At 71.6% G+C, this 22,975-nt stretch carries 24 protein-coding genes; 10 read left to right on the top strand and 14 right to left on the bottom strand.

Going from position 1 to position 22,975, the window contains the following annotated elements; genetic code table 11:
* Positions 1-60: 60 nt before the first annotated feature.
* Complete coding sequence (locus AB0H12_RS14915; protein WP_499623444.1) at positions 61-1,557, bottom strand: leucyl aminopeptidase; 1,497 nt, start codon at positions 1,555-1,557, stop codon at positions 61-63.
* Positions 1,558-1,751: 194 nt separating this feature from the next.
* Here AB0H12_RS14915 and AB0H12_RS14910 point away from each other — a divergent pair, with 194 nt between their 5' ends.
* A complete protein-coding gene (locus AB0H12_RS14910) occupies positions 1,752-2,966 on the top strand; it encodes an amino acid permease (protein WP_499623443.1) in 1,215 nt (404 codons plus the stop codon).
* Positions 2,967-3,053: 87 nt separating this feature from the next.
* A complete protein-coding gene (locus tag AB0H12_RS14905) occupies positions 3,054-4,154 on the top strand; it encodes a branched-chain amino acid aminotransferase (protein ID WP_499623442.1) in 1,101 nt (366 codons plus the stop codon).
* Positions 4,155-4,307: 153 nt separating this feature from the next.
* On the opposite strand, the gene AB0H12_RS14900 is transcribed toward AB0H12_RS14905, so the two are convergent.
* The 4 genes from AB0H12_RS14900 to cobU all read right to left on the bottom strand — a co-directional run bounded on the left by AB0H12_RS14900 (position 4,308) and on the right by cobU (position 8,187).
* On the bottom strand, positions 4,308-5,462 hold the full coding sequence (locus tag AB0H12_RS14900; protein ID WP_499623441.1) for a GIY-YIG nuclease family protein: 1,155 nt from the start codon (positions 5,460-5,462) through the stop codon (positions 4,308-4,310).
* 429 nt (positions 5,463-5,891) lie between these two features.
* Complete coding sequence (locus AB0H12_RS14895; RefSeq protein ID WP_499623440.1) at positions 5,892-6,596, bottom strand: adenosylcobinamide-GDP ribazoletransferase; 705 nt, start codon at positions 6,594-6,596, stop codon at positions 5,892-5,894.
* The gene (gene cobT, locus AB0H12_RS14890) at positions 6,596-7,633 is read right to left on the bottom strand and encodes a nicotinate-nucleotide--dimethylbenzimidazole phosphoribosyltransferase (RefSeq protein ID WP_499623439.1); all 1,038 of its coding nucleotides are present in this window, start codon (positions 7,631-7,633) and stop codon (positions 6,596-6,598) included. Before cobT ends, AB0H12_RS14895 begins: the two co-directional genes overlap by 1 nt.
* Positions 7,630-8,187 carry a bifunctional adenosylcobinamide kinase/adenosylcobinamide-phosphate guanylyltransferase gene (gene cobU / locus AB0H12_RS14885; protein ID WP_499623438.1) on the bottom strand — a complete coding sequence of 186 codons (558 nt, stop codon included), beginning with the start codon at positions 8,185-8,187 and terminating at the stop codon, positions 7,630-7,632. The genes cobT and cobU overlap by 4 nt, the downstream gene beginning before the upstream one ends.
* 78 nt (positions 8,188-8,265) lie before the next feature.
* Between cobU and AB0H12_RS14880 the strand changes: the two genes are divergently transcribed.
* On the top strand, positions 8,266-8,466 hold the full coding sequence (locus AB0H12_RS14880; protein WP_499623437.1) for a hypothetical protein: 201 nt from the start codon (positions 8,266-8,268) through the stop codon (positions 8,464-8,466).
* Between the two features lie 18 nt (positions 8,467-8,484).
* Here AB0H12_RS14880 and AB0H12_RS14875 read toward each other — a convergent pair whose 3' ends face one another.
* From AB0H12_RS14875 to AB0H12_RS14865, 3 genes are all read right to left on the bottom strand, one after another.
* Positions 8,485-9,915, bottom strand: a complete 1,431-nt coding sequence (locus AB0H12_RS14875; RefSeq protein WP_499623436.1) for a HEAT repeat domain-containing protein — start codon at positions 9,913-9,915, stop codon at positions 8,485-8,487.
* A 104-nt stretch (positions 9,916-10,019) separates the two neighbouring features.
* Entirely contained in the window at positions 10,020-11,006 is a 987-nt protein-coding gene (locus tag AB0H12_RS14870; protein WP_499623435.1) for an aldo/keto reductase family protein, read from the bottom strand.
* A gap of 112 nt (positions 11,007-11,118) precedes the next feature.
* Positions 11,119-11,751, bottom strand: a complete 633-nt coding sequence (locus AB0H12_RS14865) for a DUF3043 domain-containing protein (RefSeq protein WP_230566762.1) — start codon at positions 11,749-11,751, stop codon at positions 11,119-11,121.
* A gap of 42 nt (positions 11,752-11,793) precedes the next feature.
* On the opposite strand from AB0H12_RS14865, the gene AB0H12_RS14860 reads away from it, so the two are divergent.
* The 3 genes from AB0H12_RS14860 (at position 11,794) to AB0H12_RS14850 (ending at position 13,675) form a co-directional block, all read left to right on the top strand.
* Positions 11,794-12,813 (top strand): glycerate kinase family protein, encoded by a 1,020-nt coding sequence (locus tag AB0H12_RS14860; RefSeq protein ID WP_499623434.1) that lies wholly within the window; start codon positions 11,794-11,796, stop codon positions 12,811-12,813.
* Between the two features lie 90 nt (positions 12,814-12,903).
* Complete coding sequence (locus tag AB0H12_RS14855) at positions 12,904-13,278, top strand: HesB/IscA family protein (protein WP_073886506.1); 375 nt, start codon at positions 12,904-12,906, stop codon at positions 13,276-13,278.
* An 82-nt stretch (positions 13,279-13,360) separates the two neighbouring features.
* On the top strand, positions 13,361-13,675 hold the full coding sequence (locus AB0H12_RS14850) for a PASTA domain-containing protein (RefSeq protein WP_499623433.1): 315 nt from the start codon (positions 13,361-13,363) through the stop codon (positions 13,673-13,675).
* A gap of 20 nt (positions 13,676-13,695) precedes the next feature.
* Here AB0H12_RS14850 and AB0H12_RS14845 read toward each other — a convergent pair whose 3' ends face one another.
* Entirely contained in the window at positions 13,696-13,869 is a 174-nt protein-coding gene (locus AB0H12_RS14845; RefSeq protein ID WP_499623432.1) for a hypothetical protein, read from the bottom strand.
* Between the two features lie 73 nt (positions 13,870-13,942).
* The gene (locus tag AB0H12_RS14840) at positions 13,943-15,121 is read right to left on the bottom strand and encodes an MFS transporter (RefSeq protein WP_499623431.1); all 1,179 of its coding nucleotides are present in this window, start codon (positions 15,119-15,121) and stop codon (positions 13,943-13,945) included.
* Between the two features lie 81 nt (positions 15,122-15,202).
* Here AB0H12_RS14840 and AB0H12_RS14835 point away from each other — a divergent pair, with 81 nt between their 5' ends.
* Complete coding sequence (locus AB0H12_RS14835; RefSeq protein WP_499623430.1) at positions 15,203-15,622, top strand: MerR family transcriptional regulator; 420 nt, start codon at positions 15,203-15,205, stop codon at positions 15,620-15,622.
* 54 nt (positions 15,623-15,676) lie between these two features.
* Here the strand turns inward: AB0H12_RS14835 and asnB are convergent, their stop codons facing one another.
* Positions 15,677-17,605, bottom strand: coding sequence for an asparagine synthase (glutamine-hydrolyzing) (gene asnB / locus AB0H12_RS14830; RefSeq protein WP_499623429.1), 1,929 nt, complete (start codon positions 17,603-17,605; stop codon positions 15,677-15,679).
* A 207-nt stretch (positions 17,606-17,812) separates the two neighbouring features.
* Here asnB and ctaC point away from each other — a divergent pair, with 207 nt between their 5' ends.
* Together ctaC and AB0H12_RS14820 are read left to right on the top strand one after the other, a co-directional pair.
* Positions 17,813-18,745: an aa3-type cytochrome oxidase subunit II gene (gene ctaC / locus AB0H12_RS14825; RefSeq protein WP_499623428.1), complete on the top strand. Its 933-nt coding sequence runs from the start codon at positions 17,813-17,815 to the stop codon at positions 18,743-18,745.
* Positions 18,746-18,757: 12 nt separating this feature from the next.
* Entirely contained in the window at positions 18,758-19,174 is a 417-nt protein-coding gene (locus AB0H12_RS14820) for a cytochrome c oxidase subunit 4 (RefSeq protein WP_230566755.1), read from the top strand.
* Between the two features lie 61 nt (positions 19,175-19,235).
* Here AB0H12_RS14820 and AB0H12_RS14815 read toward each other — a convergent pair whose 3' ends face one another.
* Positions 19,236-19,904 (bottom strand): lysophospholipid acyltransferase family protein, encoded by a 669-nt coding sequence (locus AB0H12_RS14815; protein ID WP_499623427.1) that lies wholly within the window; start codon positions 19,902-19,904, stop codon positions 19,236-19,238.
* A 67-nt stretch (positions 19,905-19,971) separates the two neighbouring features.
* A complete protein-coding gene (locus AB0H12_RS14810) occupies positions 19,972-20,868 on the bottom strand; it encodes an MBL fold metallo-hydrolase (protein ID WP_499623426.1) in 897 nt (298 codons plus the stop codon).
* Positions 20,869-20,950: 82 nt separating this feature from the next.
* Here AB0H12_RS14810 and AB0H12_RS14805 point away from each other — a divergent pair, with 82 nt between their 5' ends.
* Positions 20,951-21,823 carry a LysR family transcriptional regulator gene (locus AB0H12_RS14805; RefSeq protein ID WP_499623425.1) on the top strand — a complete coding sequence of 291 codons (873 nt, stop codon included), beginning with the start codon at positions 20,951-20,953 and terminating at the stop codon, positions 21,821-21,823.
* 94 nt (positions 21,824-21,917) lie between these two features.
* Here AB0H12_RS14805 and trpD read toward each other — a convergent pair whose 3' ends face one another.
* Entirely contained in the window at positions 21,918-22,970 is a 1,053-nt protein-coding gene (trpD, locus tag AB0H12_RS14800) for an anthranilate phosphoribosyltransferase (RefSeq protein WP_499623424.1), read from the bottom strand.
* Positions 22,971-22,975: the final 5 nt, after the last annotated feature.

Here is a 22,975-nt window from a genome sequence, read left to right as displayed (position 1 = left end):
CGGTTCTTCGAGCTGAGGCGGGCCCGGATGGGGAGAACCGGGGACCGAGTGCCCCGGGCTCTACCCGTTCGCCGCGATGTCGGCCAGCACCGCCGCCATGGTGCGCACCGGCACGCCGGTGCCGCCCTTGGTGGTGTACCCGTACGGGCCGCCGGTGTGGAACGACGGACCGGCCACGTCGATGTGCGCCCAGGTCACGTCCTCGGCCACGAACTCGCGCAGGAACACGCCCGCGGCGAGCATGCCGCCGAACCGGTGCCCCGCCACGTTCGCGATGTCGGCCACCTTCGAGTCGAGGTCGCCGCGCAGCTCGTCCGGCAGCGGCATGGCCCACGCCTGCTCGCCGACCGCGCGTCCGATCGCGGCCACGCGGTCGCGGAACTCCTCGGTGCCCATGACGCCGGCGGTCCGCTTGCCGAGCGACACGACCTGCGCGCCGGTCAGCGTGGACGTCTCGATCAGGTAGTCGGGCGCGTCCTCGCAGGCGCGCACGATCGCATCGGACAGGATCAGCCTGCCCTCGGCGTCGGTGTTGAGCACCTCGACGGTCTTGCCGCCGTACATGGTCAGCACGTCGCCGGGCCGGTAGGCGGTGCCCGACGGCATGTTCTCGGCCATCGGCGCCCAGGCGGTGACCTCCAGCGGGTACTTCAGCTTCGCGGCCAGCACGACGGTGGCGATCACGGCCGCCGCGCCGCCCATGTCCGAGGTCATCTCGTCCATGCCGGCGGCGGGCTTGATCGAGATGCCGCCGGTGTCGAAGGTGATGCCCTTGCCGACCAGCGCGACCTTCTTGCCCGCCTTCGGGCCGCGGTAGGTGATGCGCACCAGGCGCGGGGGACGGCTGGAGCCGCCGCCGACGCCGAGGATGCCGCCGAAGCCCTGCTTGCGCAGCGCCTTCTCGTCGAGGACCTCGACCTCGAGCCCCTCGGCCTTGGCCAGGGCGGCGGCCCGGTCCGCGAACGACGCCGGGAACAGGTCGTTCGGCGGGGTGTTGACGAAGTCGCGGGTCGCGGTGACGGCCTCGGCGATCGCGGTGGACGCCTTGAGGGTCGCGCGGTGCGCCCGGATGTTGCCCTCGGCGGGCGCGACGAGGTCGACGCGCGCGACCGGGCCGTCGCCCTTGTTCGACTTGTACTCGGTGAACGAGTACGCGCCCAGCACGGTGCCCTCGACGGCGGGGCCGAGGTGCAGGGTGGACAGCGTGGTGACGGCGCGCTTGCGGCCGGACAGCGCGCGGGCCGCGGCGCCGGACGCGCGGCGCACCTGGTCCTCCGTGACCGAGCCGTCGTCGGCGGGCTTGCCCAAGCCGACGGCGAGCACGACGCGGGCGGCGAGCTTGCCGAGCGTCGGTACGGTGACGACCTCGTCCGCCTTGCCGCTCGCGCCGACGGAGTCGAGCACGTCGAGCAGCGTGCCGTCGAACGCGGCGTTCACCGCCTCCGACCCGGCCGCGAGGGCGAGACCGTCCGGTCCCTGGACTGTGCCCACCACAACGGCGTCGGCGGTGGTGCTGCTCGGGTCACTGTCGGTGATGGCCAGCTTGGGCGCGGTCACTGCGGCTCCTTGACGGGGTCCTCCCGGCACTTTCTGGTCGTGCGGCGGGATGGGGTGGATCGGGACGAATGCTAAAGGTCCCGTTCACACTCATGAGCGCCGCACCTTCGATCGCAAGGAGTAACAATTAACACGAACGGGGGTCAGCCGTGCGGGCGTTAGTCGTCACCTGGTCGATATGGGACCGTGTACCGGTGACGATCACGCCCCGTGCCGGGGCCGTGGCGCTCGCTCTCGGCGCGACGCTGGGCGCCGGTGTCTTCACCGGTTTCGCCCCCGCCGCGGCCATGGCGGGTCCGTGGTTCCTCCCCGGTCTGGTTTTAGCCGCGGTGACCGCGTTGTGCTGCGCGTTCTCGACCGCCGATCAGCACCGCGCGTATCCGGACGCACCCGGTGGGTACGCCTACATCCGCAACCAGCTCGGCCCTTGGCCCGCGCGCATAGGGGCCAGCGCGCACCTGGTCGGCAGAGCGGGGATGGCCGCGGCGTTGGCCGGGATGTTCGGCGCGTACGTGGTCCCGGAGCACCGGGTGCAGGCGGCCGTGGGGTTGGTCGTGCTGACGGCCGCATTGGGTGCGGCCGGGGTTCGGTGGAGCACCGGGCTGAGCGTGGCGGCGGTGGCGGTAGTGCTCGGCGTGCTGGTGCTGGTGGCGTTGGTGTGCTTCTCGGTGGCGCCGCCGGAGAACCCCTTCGGGCTCGGGGACGTGTCCGTCGCGGCCGGGTTCGACGGGGTGATGGGCGCGTCGCTGGTGTTGTTCGCGGTGTTCGTCGGGTTCGAGCGCGTCACCGCTCCTCGACGCGGTGACCAGGAGTTCTCCGCTCGGGTGCTGCACGTCGCGGTGCCGGTGGCGATCGGCGTGGTGCTGGTGGTCGGCGGTGCGGTCGGCGCGGCGGTGCTGCGGCAGCTCGGGTCGGCGCGGTTGGCGTTGTCGCCCGCGCCGCTGCGCGACGCGCTGATCGTGGCCGACGGGCAGTGGCTGCTGCCCGTGCTCGCGGTCGGCGCGGCGGTGGCGGCGGTGTCGTCGCTGTTCTTCGTGCTGGCGTCGGCGCGGCGCACGCTGGTCGGGTTGACCGAGACGGGTGATCTGCCGGCGATCCGGGTGGGCTGGCCGTTGGACGTGGTGGGCGCGGCGCTGGCGGTCGGCGCGGTGGTGGTGTTGCCGCCGGCCACGGCGTTGGCGGTCGGCGCGTGCGGCACGGCGTTCTACTACGGCTTCACGAACGCGTCGGCGCGGGTGCTGCTGCAGGAGGACCGGACGTGGCCGATGCGCACGGCGTGCCTGGGGTTGGGGCTGTCGGTGCTGCTGGCGATGAGCGCGCCCGCCGGGGCGTTGGTGATCACCGGGGTGGCGCTCGCGCTCGGTACCGGGTTGCTCGCGCTGGGTCGCGTGCGGCAGTCGGTGGGTTGAGGGCCCGCCCGGTTCTGCTGGATGGTCGGATGTCCGAGCGTCGGGACAGCGATTTTCTGACGTAGAAGTGGCGGCTATCGTGCTGTCATGACGACCGCGTTGCCTTTCACCCGGACCCCCAACCCGCAGCCGGCGACCCCGGAGCGCGTTGCGGAGGTACTTGCCAAGCCGGGCTTCGGGCAGCACTTCACCGACCACATGGTGACGATCCGCTGGAACCAGGAGCAGGGCTGGCACGACGCCGTCGTCGAGCCCTACCGCTCGTTGGAGCTGGACCCGGCGGCCATGGTGCTGCACTACGGCCAGGCGATCTTCGAAGGGCTCAAGGCGTACCGCCAGCCCGACGGGTCGATCGCGTCCTTCCGCCCCTCGGCCAACGCCGAGCGCTTCCGCGCGTCGGCGCGCCGGTTGGCGATGCCCGAGCTGCCCGACGAGCTGTTCCTGGAGTCGATCCGGGAGCTGCTGGCCGTGGACGAGCGGTGGGTGCCCGCGATCCCCGAGGAGTCGCTGTACCTGCGACCGTTCATGTTCTCGACGGAGAAGGGCCTGGGCGTGCGGCCGGCGAAGGAGTACGTGTACGTGCTCATCGCGTCGCCCGCCGGGTCGTACTTCGCGGGTGGGCTGAAGCCGGTGACGGTGTGGTTGTCGACCGAGTACGTGCGCGCGGCGCCCGGCGGGACCGGTGCGGCCAAGTTCGCGGGCAACTACGCGGCGTCGTTGGTGGCGCAGGCGCAGGCCGCCGAGCAGGGGTGCGACCAGGTCGTGTGGCTCGACGCGGTGGAGCGGCGGTGGGTCGAGGAGATGGGTGGGATGAACCTGTTCTTCGTCCTGGGCGCGGGGGAGAACGCGCGGGTGGTGACGCCGGAGCTGTCCGGTGCGCTGTTGCCCGGGATCACCCGCGACTCGTTGCTGCGGTTGGCCGCCGATTTCGGTCACGCGGTGGAGGAGCGGCGGATCTCCACCGAGGAGTGGGAGAAGAAGGCCGAGTCGGGTGAGTTGACCGAGGTGTTCGCGTGCGGGACGGCGGCGGTGATCACGCCGGTGGGGCACGTGAAGCACGCGGGTGGTGAGTTCTCGGTTTCCGGTGGTGTTACCGGGGATGTGACGATGAAGCTGCGCAACCACTTGACGGGGATCCAGCAAGGGCTCCTGGCTGATCCTCACGGGTGGATGGTGAAGATTAGCTAAGGGTCGATGGTCAATTCCGGCTCGATTTGACATGGGGCCCTTACGGGCACTCCCGGCTTCGACCAGCCTAAAGCACCCGAACCCATGTCAAATCGGGCCTCGGTGGGGGTGTGGCGGGTCCGCTGCGGGCAGGTTGGTTTGGTCGGCGTGTGGTCAGTCCGGGTCCGGGGCTCGCAGGTAGCGGAGGTCGACCAGGTTCGGTGGTGGCTGGTGCAGACCGGCCGCGTAAGCGTGGCGGGATGCGGTGAGTCGGGTGAGTCGGGCTGCCTGTACCACCATTACCCGGCGCAGGCCGGTGCTGACGATGCCTCGCTCGGCCGCCACGGAGGACAGGCGCGACAAGGTTTCGGCGCTCCGGGCGATGCGGATGTCCGGCGCGCCTTGCGTCTGTCGGATCGTCGCGTCCACCAACGGAAACCGCGCAGACGGCGGCAGGTCGACCGGCTCGCTCTGGCGGGGGATCTTCTCGTTGAGCAACAGGCCGATCGGGCTCTGTTCCAAGGCGTTCCGGTAGATCGTGTACTCGACCCGGTCAATGCGTTCCCTGGCCGCGAGATCCGATACCCCGGCGTGCTCCAGTTCCCACAACGGCCACAATTCGACCTCGGCAACTTCCATGACGTCGAAGATGCGCATGGCGACCGCGTCGGTGCGCTGGTTCGTCAGGTGCCGCCGGACGCGGGTGCGCAGCCGTTCGTTCGTCTGGCCGACGTAGATCGGTTCGCCGTCGAAGTCGTAGAACGCGTAACACCCCCACCTCGCGTCGGCCCACTGCCGTTCCTGCGGATCTCTGGCGCGCATCGCCTCATCCACCATGGCGCGGAAGATCCGGAGGTTCGGGGGCAGTAGCTCGGACGCGGGTGGGCGCCTCGTCTCCTTCGGCGCGATCGGTTGCTCCGGTGGTGCGGGGCTCGTGCCCCCCGGCGCGGGAGGGGTGTCCGTGTTCGAGTGGTTGGCCATCGGGCTGTCGGCGCGGTCCACGTCCGGTGCGATGGTGATCAGGGCGGGGTTGGTCGAATTGCGCACCTCGGTCCAGCGCTTCAGCCAACGGCCCACTTCCGACTGGTGCACGGCCTCGTCGTGGTTGCCGACGTGGCGCAGCACGTTGCGGACGAAGGCCAGCGCGATGGCGGAACTGGTCAGGCGCTTCCCGGTGAGGAGGTTGTTGATGCTCGCCGGCGACAGTGACTCCCCGTGCCTGCTCGCGGTTCGGCTGATCGCGGTGTAGCTCGGCTCGCCGAGCGCGATGTGCCATGCCTTCAGGTCGGCGGCGAAAGTGTGGAGCAGGGCTGGGTCAACCGGATTCACCGGCTCACTGTACTGCGATTTTGAACGATCGTGAACGTATGGGAACGGTGACGCAGGCAGTGGAGTAGTCACTACGAAGTCGTTCGATGCCGTTCAAGGACAACGGGCCATACAATGAGCTACGATGAGGTGTGGCTACGACTTCGCCAGAACCTCGTCGGTCAGGCGCTCACCGAGCCGGGGAACTCCGTCCCGCCCCGGCCGATCCGTCGTCGGCGGGTCCAGCCCCGGCCGATCAGGCGCACGCCGACCGTGAACGCGCCCGCCTCGTCGACTTGGTCGCGTTGATCTCCTTGATGGTGCTCTCCGCAGGTGTGTACCTCGTGGCGGGCTTGGAGGCCCTCATCGTGGTGGATGCGGTGGCGGCGGGCCTCTACACACTGTGGCGTCGGGGCCACTGACCGGCTGGGAACCGTGGTAGCTCGTCGGTCAGAGCGTGTTGACGGCCAGGACGGTCAGCGTGGCCGTTTCGCAGGCGGCGCCCAGCACGTCGCCGGTGATTCCGCCGAATCGTTTGCGGGTGTGGTGGATCAGTAGCGTGACCAGGGCGGCGGCGAGGGCGATCGAGAGCGGGCCTTGCCAGGGGTGGATGAAGTAGGCCGCGATGGCCAGGGCGGTCCACCAGGTCAGGGCTGTCCGGAGTGGTTGGGTGCCGGCTACCAGTGCGCCCAGGCCTTCGGGGCGTGCGGCGGGGATGCCGTGGCGGCAGCAGAGGATGAATGCGGCGCGGCCGGTGGTCAGGGCCAGGAGGACGGTTCCCCATTCGACGGTGGGGAAGGCGGCGGCTTGCGCGCCGAGCACGACGATCAGCGCCACTACCGCGAACGGGCCGGCGCCGCCGTCTTTCATCACGGCCAGGGCGCGTTCAGGCGGTCCGTAGCAGCCGAGGCCGTCGGCGGTGTCGGCCAGGCCGTCCAGGTGCATTCCGCGCGTGGCCAGGGCCAGGAACCCGACGACCAGGAAGCCGGCGACGAGGTCGGGTAGCGGTAGGAGCAGGAGGGCGGTGGCTGCCCCGCCCAGCAGAAGGCCGACGAACGGGGCGAAGGCGATGGCGTGCCGTGCCGCCCGCGCGTCGACCTCGTCGGAGCCGACGCGGACGGGCAGGACGGTCAGCCACGACAACGCCAGTCGCATCAGGCTGGTCCGGAGACGCCCGCGCTGTCGAACGTCGCCATCTCGGCCAGGATGCGGGTGGCCATCACGACCAGGGGGAGGGCGGCGACGGCGCCGGAGCCTTCGCCCAGGCGCATGTCGAACTCCAGCAACGGCTCCAGGCTGAGGTGGCCCAGGGCCAAGGCGTGCGCGGGTTCGACGGAGCGGTGGGCGGCGACCCACCAGTCGCGGGCGCCGGGCGCGAGTTCCTCGGCGACCACGGCGGCTGCGCCGACCACCACGCCGTCGAGGATGACGGGGGTCTTGCGGACCGCGGCTTGGGCGAGGAAGCCCGCGATGGCGGCGATGTCCGCGCCGGAGGAGGCGGCGAGCAGGGCCACCGGGTCGTTGATCACCGGGCGGGCCCGGCGGAGGGCGTCCCGGATCGCGGCCGTCTTGCGCATCCAGCCGTGGTCGTCGATGCCGGTTCCCCGGCCCACCACGGCGACGGGTTCGGAGCCGGTGAGGGCGGCGATGAGGACCGCGGCGGGGGTGGTGTTGCCGATGCCCATGTCGCCGGCGATGAGCAGGTCCGCGCCGCCGTCGACCTCGTCGTCCACGAGCTTGCGGCCGATCTCGACGGCTCGCTCGGCCTCTTCGAGGGTGAGGGCGTCCTCGCGGTCGATGGAGCCGGAGCCGCGGCGGACCTTGAAGTCGCCGACGGCGGTCTCGGAGTCGACGGCCAGGTCGACCACGCGGACGGTCGCGCCGGCGACGTTGGCCAGGACGTTCACCGCCGCGCCGCCGGCCAGGAAGTTCGCGACCATCTGGCCGGTGACCTCGGGCGGGTAGGCCGAGACGCCGTGCTGCGCGATGCCGTGGTCGCCCGCGAAGACGACCACGCGGGGGCGGGTGAAGGGCTTGGGCGGGCATTCGCCCTGGCAGGCGGCCACCCAGGCGCCGAGCTCCTCCAGCCTGCCCAGTGAGCCGACGGGCTTGGTGAGCACGGCGTGCCTGGCCAACGCCTTGGTGCGCACGTCCGCGCTGGGCGGCTCGACGGACGGGAACTCGATGGTCACCGACTACCTCCGGGTTCGCGCAGTCGCAGTGGGATTCCGGCGACGACCAGCAGCACCTCGTCGCACACCTCGGCCAGCCGCGCGTTGAGCGAACCGAGGTGATCGCGGAAGAGCCTGCCAGAGTGCGTGCTGGGCACGACGCCGAGGCCGACCTCCGCCGAGACGAGGACCAAACGGGCGCGGGTGGTGGCGACGGCGTGGACCAGTGCCGAGCACTCCTGGTCGACCGCGCCCATGCCGTGGCCCTCCCAGGCGCCCGCGTCGTCCAGCACGCCGTTGAGCCAGGTGGCGACGTCGTCCACCAGGATCGGCGGGTCGGCCTCGCTGGTGGCGGTGAGCAGGGCGATCAGGTCGCTCGGCGCGGGCGCTTCCACCGTCGTCCACGTGCTGGGACGGCGGGCCACGTGCTGGGCGATCCGCAGCTCCCAGTCGGCGTCGTCGGGATAGCGGCGGGCGGTGGCGACGTACGTCACCACGTCCTCGGTGAGCAGTCCCTCGGCGTGCGCGGACTTGCCCGAACGCGCGCCGCCCAGCACCAGTGTCCGACGCGTCACACCGCACTCCAACCGTCACAAGAGGACATAGCCTGACCGGGAACGTTACCCGCACGGCACATCGTGAGGAGGCTCGTCATGGACTACCGGTGGCGGTACCAGGACGATCAGGGCCGCGAGATCGACGGCCCGGTGGTTGCCTTCCCCGACCAGGCCGCGGCCGAGGACTGGTTCTCCGCCGCGTGGGTCGAGCTGCGGGAGGCCGGCGTCGCGCAGGTGACGTTGCTGCGCAGCGAGTCCGAGGTCTACGGCCCGATGTCCCTCGCCCCGGCCGAGTGAGGCGCCGCGTCCTCGGCATCACCGGTGGGCCGCGGTGGCCGCGGACCGGACGGCCGGGTGCGGGTCGAGGAGGGCGGCTGCCAGGCGGTCGCGCAGGTCGGCTGGAGCGATGCGCCCCAGGGCGGTGGCGGCGTTGGCGCGCACCCGCGGCCGGGGATCGTCCAGGGCGTCCGTCAGCGGTGCGAGCGCTTCGGCGACCGCCACCCGTCCCAGTCCGGCGGCGGCTCGGGCGCGGACCAGTTCGTCCTCGTCCTTCAAGGCCCTGATCAGCACGTGGGCCCCGCCGGGGTCGGCGCGTTGCCCGACCACCCAGACGGCGACCCGACGGACCACGCGGTCCTGGTGCCACGTGGGCAGCCGCGGCCCTGCGCCGATGCGCGCGAGGGCCCGACCGGCGAGCTTGCGCGTACGCCGGTCGGTGGTCCTCTGCAGGACGTCCGCCAGGGTCGGCGCGACCGGGGGCTCGGCCAGCCGCACGAGCCCCGTGAGCGCGACGCGGACGTGCCGTCCGTCGCACGCCGCCGCCAGGCGCCCGACCGCGCGCTGGTCACCGTGCGCGGCCAACACCCGGATGGCGCGTTCCCGGACGGCCGGATCGCCGTCGTCGGTGGCGGCGAGGGCGGCGGGCACGACCAGCGGACCGCCGATCCGCGCCAAGGCCAGCAGGGCGGCCTCGCGCACGACCGCCTGCCGGTGGGCGAGCATCGACTCGACGGCGGGCGCCGCCCGGTCCACCCCGAGCTTGCCCAGCGCCTGGAGCACGGCCGTCGTCTGCGCGACGTCGGTCGGGTGCAGCGCGTCGATGAGTGGATCGGTCGCCTCGGCGATGCGGAGGTGGCCGAGCGTGAACGCGACCGCGCCCGGGTTCGCGGTGCGGGTGCGCAGCTGCTCGATCAGCGCGGGGGCGACGCCGGGGTCGCCCCCGCGAGCGAGCGTGTGCGCGATGTCGTGCGCGCCGCCGTGATCCGCGTGCGCCAGCGCGCCGGCCAGGATGGACAGCCGCCGCGGGTGTCCGGACTCGGCGATGCGCCGCGCGGCGCATCGGCGGGCGTGGGCCCACGGCCTGCCGGGCCGGTTCACCAGCGCGATCAACCGGTCGAAGACCTCCGCCACCGACTCTGCGGTCAGACCGCGCACGGCGGGCACCACCAGGCGCGGGTCGGGGTCGGACAGCGCTCCGACCATGATCTTCTGGTGCGCGGGATCGGGGTTCCGGGCGAGGGCGCTGACCGCGATGGCGCGCACCGAGCCGCTCGGGTGCGCCGTCAGCGCCACCAGCCAGCGGCTCCCGTCCGGGTCGGACAGCAGTGCCCGGTCGTGGGCGTGCTCGTGAAGCTCTCGGAACGCCTCGGTGCGAGCCGCCACCCCGTTCGGTCGTTTCGCCGAGTCGAGCTCGACCAGCCGTTCCACGAGGACGTCACCGGGTCGCCGGTCGTTCGGTTCGCGCACGACCACAGTGAACGGGCGAGCCGGTGAGTCGGCGGTGAACCACCCCGATCGACCGCGAAGCCCCGCCCGGGTCGTCCGAGCGGGGCTTCACGACGTCACGTGCGTCAGGGGGTGACGGTGAACCGCGGGTCGGACTCGACGACGCCCTCGAGCACGTCGTCGATCTTCTTCAGCAGCTCGTCCTCCAGCTTCACGCCGGCGGCCTTCACGTTCTCGTGCACCTGCTCCGGGCGCGACGCGCCGATGATCGCGCTGGCCACGTTCGGGTTCTGCAGGGTCCACGCGACCGCGAGCTGGGCGAGCGACAGGCCCGCCTCGTCGGCGAGCGGCTTGAGCTGCTGGACCTTCGTCAGCACCTCGTCGCGCAGGAAGCGCTGGATGAACTTCGACCCGTTCTCGTCGGTCGCCCGCGAGCCCTCCGGCACCGGCTGGCCCGGCAGGTACTTGCCGGTCAGCACGCCCTGGGCGATGGGCGACCACACGATCTGGCTGATGCCCTCGCGCTCCGAGGTCGGCACGACCTGCGACTCGATGACGCGCCACAGCATCGAGTACTGGGGCTGGTTCGAGATGAACGGCACGTTCAGCTCACGCGCGAGCGCCGCGCCGCGGGCGATCTGGTCGGCGTTCCACTCGGACACGCCGATGTAGAGGGCCTTGCCGGAGCGGACGACGTCGGCGAAGGCCAGCATCGTCTCCTCCAGCGGCACCGACTTGTCGTACCGGTGCGCCTGGTAGAGGTCGACGTAGTCGGTCTGCAGCCGCTCCAGCGAGCCGTTGATCGACTCCATGATGTGCTTGCGGCCGAGGCCCTTGTCGTTCGGGCCGCCGGGGCCGGTCGGCCAGAAGACCTTGGTGAAGATCTCCAGCGACTCGCGGCGCCGGCCGGTCAGCGCGCGGCCCAGCACCGACTCCGCCTTGGTGTTGGCGTAGACGTCGGCGGTGTCGAACGTGGTGATGCCCGCGTCGAGCGCGGCCCGGACGCAGGCCGTCGCCTGGTCCTCCTCGACCTGGGAACCGTGGGTGAGCCAGTTGCCGTACGAGATCTCGCTGATGTTCAGGCCACTGCGGCCGAGGCGTCGGAACTCCATGCGGCCAAGCCTAGTACCAGGTCGTTCGGGTTGCTAATGAACTCGGCGTGCAGCACGGCGACCGGCCCCCGCCGAAGGTCGTGGCGAGGGCCGGTGCGGTCATCGTCGCAGGTCAGACCTTGTCGCCGGGGCTCACCCTCGGCTTGGGCACGCGCAGGCGCCGCAACTGGCTGGCCCGGATGAACGAGTACCAGCCGATGGACAGGCCGCGGGTGGTGTCGTTGGGGAACTTCAGCCGCACCCGCCGGTTCACCATCCGGCCGAGCACGAAGCCCTCCACGATCATCGCCAGCAGCATGAACGTGGTCAGCAGCGTCGCGTACTGCTGGACGGCCGGCATCGGCACGAGCAGCGCGACGAACACCAGGATGGCCAGCGGCATGAACAGGCCCATGAGGTTGCGCCGCGAGTCGACCACGTCGCGGATGTAGGCCTTCACCGGGCCGCGGTCGCGGGGCAGGAGGTACTTGTCCTCGCCCGCCATCATCCGCTGCCGGCGCTCGGCCGCCGCCGCGCGGCGCTCCTCCTTGGACACCTTGTTCCCGCGCGCCCGCTTCAACGCCTCCCGCTGCGTCCGGGGCGGCGGCGGCACCGGACCGCGTCGCTTGCCCTCGGCCTCGCGTCGCTTCGGCGTGGGCCGCCCCTTGCCTGGCGTGCGCGACGGATCGGCCGGGTTCACCTCCGCGGGAGCGTCCTCGGTGGTGGTCTCGGCGGTTTCGTCGGCGTTGCGGCGCAGGAACCTCACCACACCAGAGTAGGAGATGCCCCGATAAGTACTGTTCGCGAGGTGCGAGTTGTTATTGCGCCGGACTGCTTCGGCGGAACGCTGACCGCGCGTGAGGTCGCCGAGGCCGTGGCCGAGGGCTGGCGCCGCACCGCTCCCGACGACGAGCTCCACCTGCGCCCGCTGGCCGACGGCGGACCCGGTTTCGTGGACGTCCTGCACGCCGCGCTGGGCGGCACGCTCCGCACGACGACCGTCACCGGACCGCTCGGCGCGCCCGTCGAGGCGAGGTGGCTGGAGCACGACGGGACCGCGTACGTCGAGTCGGCCCAGGCCTGTGGCCTGCACCTCGTCCCCGTCGACGAGCGCGCGCGGGCCGCCGAGACCGCCACCACCAGGGGTGTCGGCGAGCTGGTCAACGCGGCCGGTGACGCCCTCGTGCACACGATCGTGGTCGGCCTCGGCGGCTCGGGGACGACGGACGGCGGCGCGGGGCTGCGCGAGACCGTCCGCGCCGTCACCGCCCGGCTGGTCGCCGCCGCCGACGTGGAGAACCCGCTGCTGGGCCCGCACGGAGCCGCGCGCACGTTCGGCCCGCAGAAGGGCGCGTCACCCGAAGCGGTGGCACGGCTGGAGGCGCGGCTGGCCGCGATGGACGAGCTGGCCGAGGTCCGCGACCGGCCCGGCGCGGGTGCGGCGGGTGGTCTCGGGGCCGCGCTGGTGGCGCTCGGGGCGGAGGTGGCGTCCGGCGCGGGAATGGTGCGGGAACTCACCCGGTTGGATGAAGCGCTGGACCACGCCGACCTGGCCGTGACCGGTGAGGGGAGCTTCGACTGGCAGTCGCTGCGCGGGAAGCTGGTGACCGCCGTCGCCGGTGGCGCGGCCGAGCGCGGCGTGCCCTGCGTGGTGCTCGCGGGCCAGGTCACGGTGGGCAGGCGGGAGGCAGCGGCGGCGGGCGTGCAGGAGTCGTACGCGGTGGCCGAGCACGCCGGGTCGGTGGAGCGCAGCCTCGCGGACCCGCACGGGACCCTGGCCGACCTCGCCGCCCGCGTGGCGAGGCAGTGGTCACACTCCCGGCCCTGACGTCTGTGCGACCATGGGGGTAGGAACAAAGCGGGTACTTCCCGTGTTGCCCGGAGATAGATGCCCGCAAAGGACCTCTGAGGGAGAGCCATGACGACCGCTCAGGACGCAGTCACCTCGACTCCTGACGCCCCGCCCACCCACGGCGTGACGCTGACCGACGCGGCTGCCGTGAAGGCCAAGGCGCTGCTGGACCAGGAGGGGCGCGACGACATGCACCTGCGCATCGCCGTCCAGCCCGGTGGTTGTGCGGGGCTGCGTTACCAGCTGTTCTTCGACGAGCGCACGCTCGACGGTGACGCGCTGCGCGACTTCGGCGGCATGAAGGTGGCCGTCGACCGCATGAGCGCGCCGTACGTCGAGGGTGCCGTGATCGACTTCGTCGACACGATCGAGAAGCAGGGTTTCACCATCGACAACCCGAACGCCGGCGGTTCGTGCGCCTGCGGCGACTCGTTCCACTGATCGACCCGCTGGACCGCGGTTCCCGGAAGGGCCCTCGCTACGGCGGGGGCTTTTCCGTTGCGCTCGGTGAGACGCTGGAGCCATGGCTGACGCGGAAGTGCCCCACCTCGTGGGTCTGACCGTTCGGCAGGCCCGCCAGACGGGCCACGACGCCGGCGTGGTGGTGACCTCGCGTGACGTGGACGGTCCGCCGCTGGGCGCGCTGACCTGGCCGGGAACCTGGGTCGTCACCGCGCAGGACCCGACCGCCGGGCGACGGGTGCGCCGCGGCGCCACGGTCGTGATCGACTTCGAGGAGCGCCCGGACGAGGGCGGTGCGGGGGACCGCGAACCGCGCCACCCGCCGCCCGTGCGTGATGAGGTCCAGGCCGACCCGCTCGAGGACCGGGCCGGCTGAACGTCCGGTCCGGCCGGGTCTCAGACGTAGGCGTCCAGGTCGGCGACCTGGGCGTAGTTGGCGTCGTCCACCCGCCACGGCGTCGCGGACCAGGGCTCGGGGTGGGGCTTGGCCTCCGCGCCCCGCAGCTCGCGCGGCAGGTCGGTGCAGTCCTCGATCAGCTCGGCCAACGTGTCCGCCTCGGTGTTCTTCACACCGGCGACCGTATGCGTGCCGAAGTCTTGACAGAAGCCCTACCGGACGGTAGTACCGCCCGGTAGGGCTCGCTCACACGTGCGCGGTCAGCGGTGTGGGCGCGGTGGACGTCGCGGGGCGGGCGGTCACCCTGCCCACCACCAGGGCGACCCCCACGCCCAGGACGGTCGACAGGCCGCCGACGGTCCCGACCCACCGCAGGCCGAGCCCGCTGGTCAGCACCACGCCGCCGAGCATCGGGCCGAGCGCCGCGGCCACGTTGAACGCGGAGATGTTCACCGAGGCGACCAGCCCGGCCGCCGAACCCGCCTGCCCCATCAGGTAGGTGTGGATCAGTGGACCCGCCGTGAACGCGCTCGCGCCCAGCACGAACACGCTCACCACGGCCGCCACCCTGCTCTCCAGCATCAGCCCCTGCGCCAGCAGCATCACGCCGAGCACGGCCAGCGGGATCGGCAGCACGCGGGCGATCCGGTCCGGCGCCACCTTGCCCGCCAGCGTGCTGCCGACGAGCGTCCCCAGGCCGTACACGAGCAGCACGCCGGTCACCCAACCCGGCTCGAAACCGCTCACCTCGCGCAACGCCGGCGCCACGTACGTGAACGCCGTGATCAGACCGGTGAACGACAGGATCGTGGTGGCCAGCCCCAGCAGCACGGTCCGCCTGCCGAACGCGAACAGGCTGGCCCGCACGCCGGGGTCCGGCTCGTGCGCGACCTTCGGCGTGCCGAGCACGACCCCGACGAGCCCGATCGCGGTCAACGCGCTGACCAGCACGAACGATGCCCGCCAGCCGTAGTTCTGCCCGATCAGCGTGCCGAGCGGGATGCCGAGGATGGTGGACAGGGCGACACCGTTGACGACCTTGGCGATGGCCGCGGTCTGCTTCTCCGGCGGCACGGCGGCGATCGCGATCTGGGACGCCACCGCGAAGAACAGGCCCTGCGCGAGCGCGGCCACCATGCGCGCCACCATGAGCAGGGTGTAGTCGACGGCCAGGGCGCTGCCGAGGGAAGCCACCAGGGCCAGCGCCATGACGGAGATCAGGAGCTTGCGCCGCGCGATGCGCCCGGTGAGCACGGTGAGCACCGGACCGCCCAGGGCGACCGAGATGGCGTAGGCGGTCACCAGCAGGCCCGCGGTCGGCACGTCGACGCCGAGGTCGGCGGCCACCTCGGGCAGCACGCCGACGATGATGAACTCGGAGGTGCCCACCGCGAACGCGCTGAGCATCAGGATGAAGGCGATCACGGGAACGACGCTAAAGTGTGACACTGACGTCAGGGTCAAGGTTGCGTGATCAAGCGCTCTTCTGGACAGGGGTGGGAATAAGTGCTGATCGGAGAGCTCGCGGAGAAGACCGGCGCCACGGTGCGCATGCTGCGCTACTACGACCAGCAGGGCCTGCTCACGCCCCAGCGCACGGATTCCCGCTACCGCGTCTACGACGAGTCCGACGTGGAACGCGTCCGCAGCGTCCGCTGCCTCATCAGCTCCGGCCTGAACGTGCGCCTGGCCAGGCTGGTGCTCGCGCACGCGTTCGACCAGGACGTCCAGCTGCCCGACGACGAGGCGGGCTGCGTGCCGCTCCTGCGCATGCTCAACGACGAGCTGGCGTCCGTCGAGGCCCGCATCGGGCAACTGGCCCGCACCAAGGAGCACCTGGCCAGGCTGGTCGGCGACGTCTCCCGGATCATGGCGGAGAAGACCGACGCGAGGTGCGAGCTCGAACCGGTGGAGAAGGCCGGCTGAGACCACGCGCGAAGGCCCCCGGCACACGCGCGCCGGGGGCCTGCACCGTGACAGCTAGAGCTTGACGGGGTAGTGCGGCTCGGGGACGACCGGGCGGATCCGGCCCTCCACGAAGATCCCGTGCCAGATCATGAACACCAGCAGCGCCCAGATCCGCCTGCTGTGGTCCGCGACACCCGACCGGTGCTCCTCGATGATCCGCAGCACCGCGCCCTTGTCGAGGTACTGGTCGGTCTGCGACTGGCGCACGGTCTCCACCGCCCAGTCGTGCATCTCGTCCTTCAGCCAGTGCCGGATCGGCACCGGGAAGCCCAGCTTGCGCCGGTTGAGCACGTGCGCGGGCACGATGTCGCGGATCGCCCGGCGCAACGCGTGCTTGGTCGTCTCCTTGGTGAGCTTCAGCTCCGACGGCACCTGCGACGCGATCCGGAACACCTCGGGGTCCAGGAACGGCACCCGCAGCTCGAGCGAGTTCGCCATCGTCATCTTGTCGGCCTTGACCAGGATGTCGCCGCGCAGCCACGTGAACAGGTCCACGTGCTGCATCCGCGTCACCGGGTCCCAGCTCTCCGACTCCCGGTACACGTGCGCCGTCACGTCCTTGTGCGACACGTTCGGGTCGTACGTGCGCAGCACCTGCTGGATCTGGTCGTCCATGAAGATCCGCGCGTTGCCGTAGTAGCGCTCCTCCAGCGTGAGCGCACCGCGCCGCAGCAGGTCCTTGCCGCGCACGCCCTGCGGGATCTTCGTGGACACCTTGCCCATGGCCTTGCGCAACGCGCCCGGCACCTTCTCGAACGGCGCCAGCGACAGCGGCTCGCGGTAGATCGTGTAGCCGCCGAACAGCTCGTCCGCGCCCTCGCCAGACAGCACGACCTTCACGTGCTCACGCGCCTCGCGGGCGATGAACCACAACGGCACCAGCGCCGGGTCGGCGACCGGGTCGTCCAGGTACCACGTGATCAGCGGCAGGGCGTCCATCATCTCCTGCGCCGTCACCGCCCGGACCACGTGCTTGACCCCGATCGCGGCGGCCGACTCGGCGGCCACGTCGATCTCGGAGTAGCCCTGCCGCTCGAACCCCGTGGTGAACGTGATCAGGTCCGGGTTGTGCTCCTTGGCCAGCGCCGCGACCACGGTCGAGTCGATGCCGCCGGACAGGAACGAGCCGACCGTCACGTCCGCCCGCATGTGCTTGGCCACCGAGTCGCGCAACGCCTCGGTGATCTCGTCGTACAGCCGGTTCTCGTCCGCCTCGCCGCGCACCGCGCGCGGCCGGAACGTGGCCGGGAAGTACCGCTCGACCACCGGCTTGCCGCCCGGCGTGAGCGTGAACGACGTGCCGGACTCGATGCGGTGGACCTCGCTCTGCAGCGACTCCGGCTCCGGCACGTACTGCAGGATCAGGTAGTGCTGCAGGGCCTTCTCGTCCACCTTCGGGCGGATGCCGATCGTCGGCGCCAGCTCCAGCACCGACTTCTTCTCGCTGGAGAACGCCACGCCGCCCGGACCGGCCGCGTAGTACAGCGGCTTGATGCCGAACGGGTCGCGCGCGCCGAAGACGACCCGCCGCGCCTTGTCCCAGATCAGGAACGCGAACATGCCGCGCAGCCTGGCCACGGCGGCCGGGCCCCAGTAGTGGTAGGCGGCCACGATCGTCTCGGTGTCGCCGTCGGTGGCGAACACGGCGCCGAACTGCTTGGTCAGCTCCGCGCGCAGCTCCACGTAGTTGTAGATCTCGCCGTTGAACAGGATCGCGTACCGACCCTGCTGGTCGTGCGGACCCCAGTGCAGGGGTTGGTGCGAGTGCTCGATGTCGATGATGGACAGGCGGTTGAAGCCGAAGACGACCTCACCGCCCTGCCAGGTGCCGCTCTCGTCGGGGCCGCGGTGGCGCATGCAGCGCAGTGCCCCCGCCACCGCCGAGCGCGCCCGCTCGGCCTCGTTCTCGCCAGGGCAAACCAGTCCTACCAGGCCGCACACGCCGTAAACACCCTTCGTGTCGTGTGGAGAAGACTCCAGTATGCCGGGGGGCCGGTGTGTGACCGAAACTGCACTCCAAGGGGGCAGCCCCCGACGGGTGACGCGCCGTGCGCTGAGCTACGCTCCCGCATGATCCGGCATGGGGCGCATCCACGCCCCTGCCTGCGAGCTTTTTGACGTTGAGGGCGACTGAGGAGGCGGCGAGCAGTGGGCCTGAAGGAGGGCACCAGGGCAGCCCGGCTGGCGAAGGTCGGCGGGCTGGTCGGCCTGGTCGGCGTCGGGGCCACGGGTTGCTCCACGGAAGAGGTGCTGCGCTTCGGTTGGCCGGTGGCCGTGACGCCGCAGGCCGAGGCGATGCGCGAGCTGTGGACCTGGTCGGTCGTCGCGGCTCTCGCGGTCGGCGTGATCGTGTGGGGCCTGATCCTCTGGTCGGTCGCGTTCCACCGCAAGAAGAGCGAGGAGCTGCCCCGCCAGGTCGCCTACAACCTGCCGCTGGAGCTCGTGCTGCTGGTCGTGCCGACGATCATCGTCGCGGTGTTGTTCTACTTCACCGCGGTGACGCAGAACTACGTCACCGACAAGTCCAAGACGCCCGACGTCACGGTCGACGTGATCGCGTTCCAGTGGAACTGGGAGTTCCAGTACCCCCAGTACAAGACCGAGACCGCGGACCTGCCCGTGAGCACCGTCGGCACGTCCGGCGAGATCCCGCTCCTGGTGGTGCCGCAGGGCAAGTCGATCCGGTTCAACCTGCGGTCGACCGACGTCATCCACTCGTTCTACGTGCCGGAGTTCCACTTCAAGCGGGACGTCTTCCCCGAGCCGGAGAAGAACAACCAGGACAACGCGTTCCAGATCGACCAGATCGACCGGACCGGGTCGTTCGTCGGTCGCTGCGCCGAGCTGTGCGGCGTCTACCACGCCGTGATGAACTTCGAGGTCAGGGCGCTGGAGTCGGCCGACTTCGACCGGTACATGCAGCTGCGGCAGGAGACGAACCCGGAGACCGGGCAGCCGTACAGCGCCGCCGAGGCGTTGACCGAGCTGGACTGCGGTGAGCTGTGCACGCCGCACGCCGTGACGACCAAGCCCTTCGACACCGACCGGACTGTCCGCGAGGCGTCCGACGGTGGGAAGTAGGAGGACGCTGCGATGAAGGTCGAAGCCCGCATTTTTGACTTGGTGATGGCGTTCTCGTTCCTGATGGCCGTCGTGTACGGCTACTGGACCTGGGCGGACACCGGTTTCGTCGAGCCGACCGGCACGGTGGCGCTCGCGCTGACCGGCGGCTTGGCGCTGATCGTCGGCACGTACTTCCGGTTCGTCGCCCGGCGCATCGAGGTGCGGCCCGAGGACAACGCGGACGCCGAGGTCAGCGACGGCGCCGGTGAGCTGGGCTTCTTCAGCCCCGGCAGCTACTGGCCGATCGGCCTCGCGGCGGCTGCCGCGACGGCGGGTGTCGCGCTCGCGTTCTGGCACATCTGGCTGCTGGTGATCGCCGTGGTGCTCGTGCTGATCGCCGTCGGCGGCCTGGTGTTCGAGTACCACACCGGTCCGAGCCACGACTGAGCCCGACGTCGACGAAGGGGGCCACCTCGCGAGGTGGGCCCCTTCGTTCGTGTCCGGGCCGTCAGGCCGCGGCGTTCGAGCTCTGGTAGCTGTCCACGTACTCCTGTCCGGACAGTTCCAGGATGCGGTAGACGATCTCGTCGGTGACCGAGCGCAGCACCGGCAGCGACTCCTGCATGCCCGCGTAGCGGTCGAAGCGCAGCGGCTCGCCGAACCGGACGGTGATCGGGCGGACGCGGGGCAGCCTGCGGTCGACCGGCTGCACCTGGTCGGTGCCGATGATCCCGACCGGGACGACCGGCGCGCCGGACTCCAGCGCCATCCGGGCCACGCCGGTGCGACCGCGGTGCAGGCGGCCGTCCAGCGAGCGCGTGCCCTCGGGGTAGATCGCGAACGCGCCACCGTGGTCGAGGATGTCCTTGGCGGTGTCCAGCGACGCCCTGGCGGCCCGGCCGACGCCCCGGCGCACGGGCACGTGGCCGAGGGAGCCGAAGAAGTAGCGCGACAGCGCGCCCTTCACGCCCCTGCCCTCGAAGTACTCGGCCTTGGCGAGGAACGAGACGCGACGCGGCACCACCATCGGGATGACGACGCTGTCGATGAACGACAAGTGGTTCGGCGCGAGGATCACCGGACCGTCGGCGGGCACGTTCTCCAGCCCTTCGACCGTCGGCCGGTAGACCAGCCGCGCCGTGGGCGCCACCACTCGTTTCATCACCGTGTAGAGCATGTGGACAGCATGACCGGCCCCGGTTGCGCGGCGGTGAAAAGGTGGCCGCAATCTCTGGCGCGACCGTTCACGCGGGGTGCTCGGCGCACAGGCAGCCGACGCCCTTCCCGATCCACTCGCGACCGACCCACTCCGGGTGCCGGTCGACCACCAGCGCCTCGACCTCCGCGGCGATCGCCTCTTCGCCCATCGCCGAACCGCGGCGTGCCCACGTCTCGTCGCGCAGCAGCCTGAGGTAGTCGCGGACGTCGGCGAGCAGCCGCGCGTCGCCGACCTCGCCGTGACCGGGCACGACGGTGCGCGCGCCGCTCGCGGCGAGGCGCTCCACCACCGCGAGCCAGCGGGTGCCCGAGACGTCGGTGTCGTGCGGCGGGAACCACGGGAAGATCGCGAACTGCCCCGCTTCCACCAGGTCGCCGGTGAACAGCACGTCCGCGTCCGGCACCCGGACGACCTGGTCGCCTCGGCTGTGCGCACGGCCCGTGGCGCGCAACTCCACCACCCGCCCACCGAGGTCCAGGGAGTGCTCGCGGTCGTAGACGACGTCGGGCCGCACGAGTTCGACGCCGACGAGCCGCCGGGCGACGGACTCGCCGAGACCGCGGAACATCTCCAGGTAGCCGGGGCCCTTCCGCGCCAGGTCGTCGGCCTGGTCGCGGTTGAGCAGGAAGGTCGCCTCGCCCGCGAAGACCTGGGCGCCGAACGCGTGCTCGGGGTGGAAGTGGGTCGTGGTCAGGTACAGCCTGCGCCCGCGGGCGTGCTCGAGCGCGAACTCCAGCACCGCCTCCGCGTTGCGCACGCCCAACCCGGTCTCGACCACGAGCACGGAGTGCGAGCCGCCGATGACGCCGATGTTGGGCACGAGCGGCACGCCCCGGTCGGGGACCACCAGCAGGTCACGGGCGAGTTCACGGGCATCGGCGACCCGCACGGCGGGGTCGGGCAACAAGGTGGGTCCGGTCATGCGACCAGTCCACTCCGGACCGGGCGGAGGCGTCCAAGACCGATACCGGACCACCGATACCGCCCGGGTATCGTCGCCGGTGATGGACCTCCGCGAGCTGCGCTACTTCGTCGCCGTCGCCGAAGAACTCCACTTCGGACGGGCCGCCGCCCGGCTGCACATGACCCAGCCGCCGCTCAGCCGCGCCATCAAGCGGCTCGAGACCGACCTCGGCCACGTCCTGCTGCGCCGCTCACCGGCCGGGGTGGCCCTCACCCCGGCGGGCGCGTCGCTCTACGACGAGGCGCGCACCCTGCTGGCGCGGGCCGACCAGGTCCGCACGAGGGTGGCCGCCGCGGCGGGCACGGAGGCCATCACGATCGGCACCCTCGCCGACAGCGCCGAGCAGGTGGGCGCCCGGCTGGTTGCCACCTACCGCGCGCACCACCCCGGGGTGCAGGTCCGGATCCGCGAGGCCGACTTCGCCGACCCGACCACGGGGCTGCGCGCGGGCTTGGCCGACGTGGCCCTCACCAGGGCGCCGTTCGACGACACGGGCATCGTCACGCACCTGCTGCGCAGCGATCCGATCGGGGTGGTCCTGCGCGTGGACGACCCCTTGGCCGGCCGCGGGAGCGTGCACTCCGACGAGTTGGCCGACCGGCGGTGGTTCCGCCTGCCGGAGGGCGCCGACCCGGTCTGGCAGGCGTACTGGAGCGGCGGGAAGCACCGTGAGGGACCGGTCGTGCGCACCGCGCACGAGTGCCTGCAAGCCGTGCTGTGGAACGGCTCGGTGGGGTTGGCGCCGCTGGGCCACGCGCTGCCCGAAGGGCTCACGACGGTGCCGCTGGTCGACCTGCCGCCGAGCCGCCTCGTCGTGGCCTGGGTCGGCGCCGAACCGGGCCCGCTCGTCCGCTCGTTCGCCCGGATCGCCGCAGCCGCCTACGGCGCCCGGGCGTCGCGAGTGGACCGCTGACGCTGGCTCGGGCGTCACCCGACCGTCGGGTCACCCGCCGGCTCGAACGTCCACCCGTCAGTTCGGACGTTCACTCGGATCCTGACCGCTCAGGTCACCCGTCCGCGAGGGCCGTCTTCAGCTCCGACGATCGCGCCGCCCACCGCCGCAGCAGGTCCGCCGCCGCGCCGGAGTCGATCGTCGCCGCGGCCCGGCCCATCGCGCCGGAGAGGTCCGCGTGCAGGTCGCCCGAGAGCCCGCCGTGCGCGGCGAGCGCGCCCGCCGCGTTGAGCAGCACCGCGTCCCGCACCGCGCCCGGCTTCCCGGCCAGCAGGTCGCGCACGACCTCGGCGTTCACCGAGGCGTCGCCGCCCTTGAGGTCGTCGGGCAACGCGGGCGCGATGCCCAGCGCCGACGGGTCGATCCGGTCGGTCCGCACCTCGCCGCCGTCGGCCACCCACACCGACGTCGTGGTGGTCGTGGTGATCTCGTCCATCCCGTCGTCACCGCGCACGACCAGCACCGTGCTGCCCCGACGGGCGAAGACACCCGCGATCAGCGGCGCGAACGCCACCCGGGCGCACCCCACCAGGCCGACCTTCGGCTGCGCCGGGTTGGTCAGCGGGCCGAGCAGGTTGAACGACGTCGGGATGCCGATCTCGCGCCGCGGCGCGCCCGCGTGCCGGAAACCGGGGTGGAACACCGGGGCGAAGCAGAACCCGATGCCCAGCTCCTCCACCGTCTGCTGCACGCCGAGCGGCGGCAGGTCGATGGCCACGCCGAGCGCTTCGAGCACGTCGGCCGTGCCGCACTTGGACGACGCCGCGCGGTTGCCGTGCTTGACCACCGGCACGCCGGCGGCGGACGCGACGATCGCCGCCATGGTCGAGATGTTCACCGACCCCGAGTTGTCACCGCCCGTGCCCACGATGTCCGCCGCGCGCACGTCCACGGTGAACCGGCGGGCGTGCCGGAGCATCATCGTGGCGATGCCGTCGACCTCTTCCGGCGTCTCGCCCTTGGCCCGCAGCGCCACCGCGAACGCGGCGATCTGCGCGGGCGTCGCGGCGCCGGACATCACCTGATCCATCGCCCACGCCGTGTCGCCCTGGGACAGGTCGACGCGGTCGACGAGCTGGTTCAGCAGTAACGGCCAGGTGCGCTCCACGGCGA

The organism is Actinosynnema sp. NPDC023794 (assembly GCF_040639675.1).
In the GTDB taxonomy this organism is placed as follows: domain Bacteria; phylum Actinomycetota; class Actinomycetes; order Mycobacteriales; family Pseudonocardiaceae; genus Actinosynnema; species Actinosynnema luteola.
Note: the sequence above shows the minus strand (reverse complement) of the source record. Positions and strands in the feature narration are given on the sequence as shown.

Coding starts and splice junctions, on each gene's coding strand:
- AB0H12_RS14905 (WP_499623442.1), top strand. CDS start 3,054: ATGACGACCGCGTTGCCTTTCACCCGGACCCCCAACCCGCAGCCGGCG.
- AB0H12_RS14895 (WP_499623440.1), bottom strand. CDS start 6,596: ATGCGACTGGCGTTGTCGTGGCTGACCGTCCTGCCCGTCCGCGTCGGC.
- AB0H12_RS14880 (WP_499623437.1), top strand. CDS start 8,266: ATGGACTACCGGTGGCGGTACCAGGACGATCAGGGCCGCGAGATCGAC.
- AB0H12_RS14870 (WP_499623435.1), bottom strand. CDS start 11,006: ATGGAGTTCCGACGCCTCGGCCGCAGTGGCCTGAACATCAGCGAGATC.
- AB0H12_RS14855 (WP_073886506.1), top strand. CDS start 12,904: ATGACGACCGCTCAGGACGCAGTCACCTCGACTCCTGACGCCCCGCCC.
- AB0H12_RS14850 (WP_499623433.1), top strand. CDS start 13,361: ATGGCTGACGCGGAAGTGCCCCACCTCGTGGGTCTGACCGTTCGGCAG.
- AB0H12_RS14820 (WP_230566755.1), top strand. CDS start 18,758: ATGAAGGTCGAAGCCCGCATTTTTGACTTGGTGATGGCGTTCTCGTTC.
- AB0H12_RS14815 (WP_499623427.1), bottom strand. CDS start 19,904: ATGCTCTACACGGTGATGAAACGAGTGGTGGCGCCCACGGCGCGGCTG.
- AB0H12_RS14810 (WP_499623426.1), bottom strand. CDS start 20,868: ATGACCGGACCCACCTTGTTGCCCGACCCCGCCGTGCGGGTCGCCGAT.
- AB0H12_RS14805 (WP_499623425.1), top strand. CDS start 20,951: ATGGACCTCCGCGAGCTGCGCTACTTCGTCGCCGTCGCCGAAGAACTC.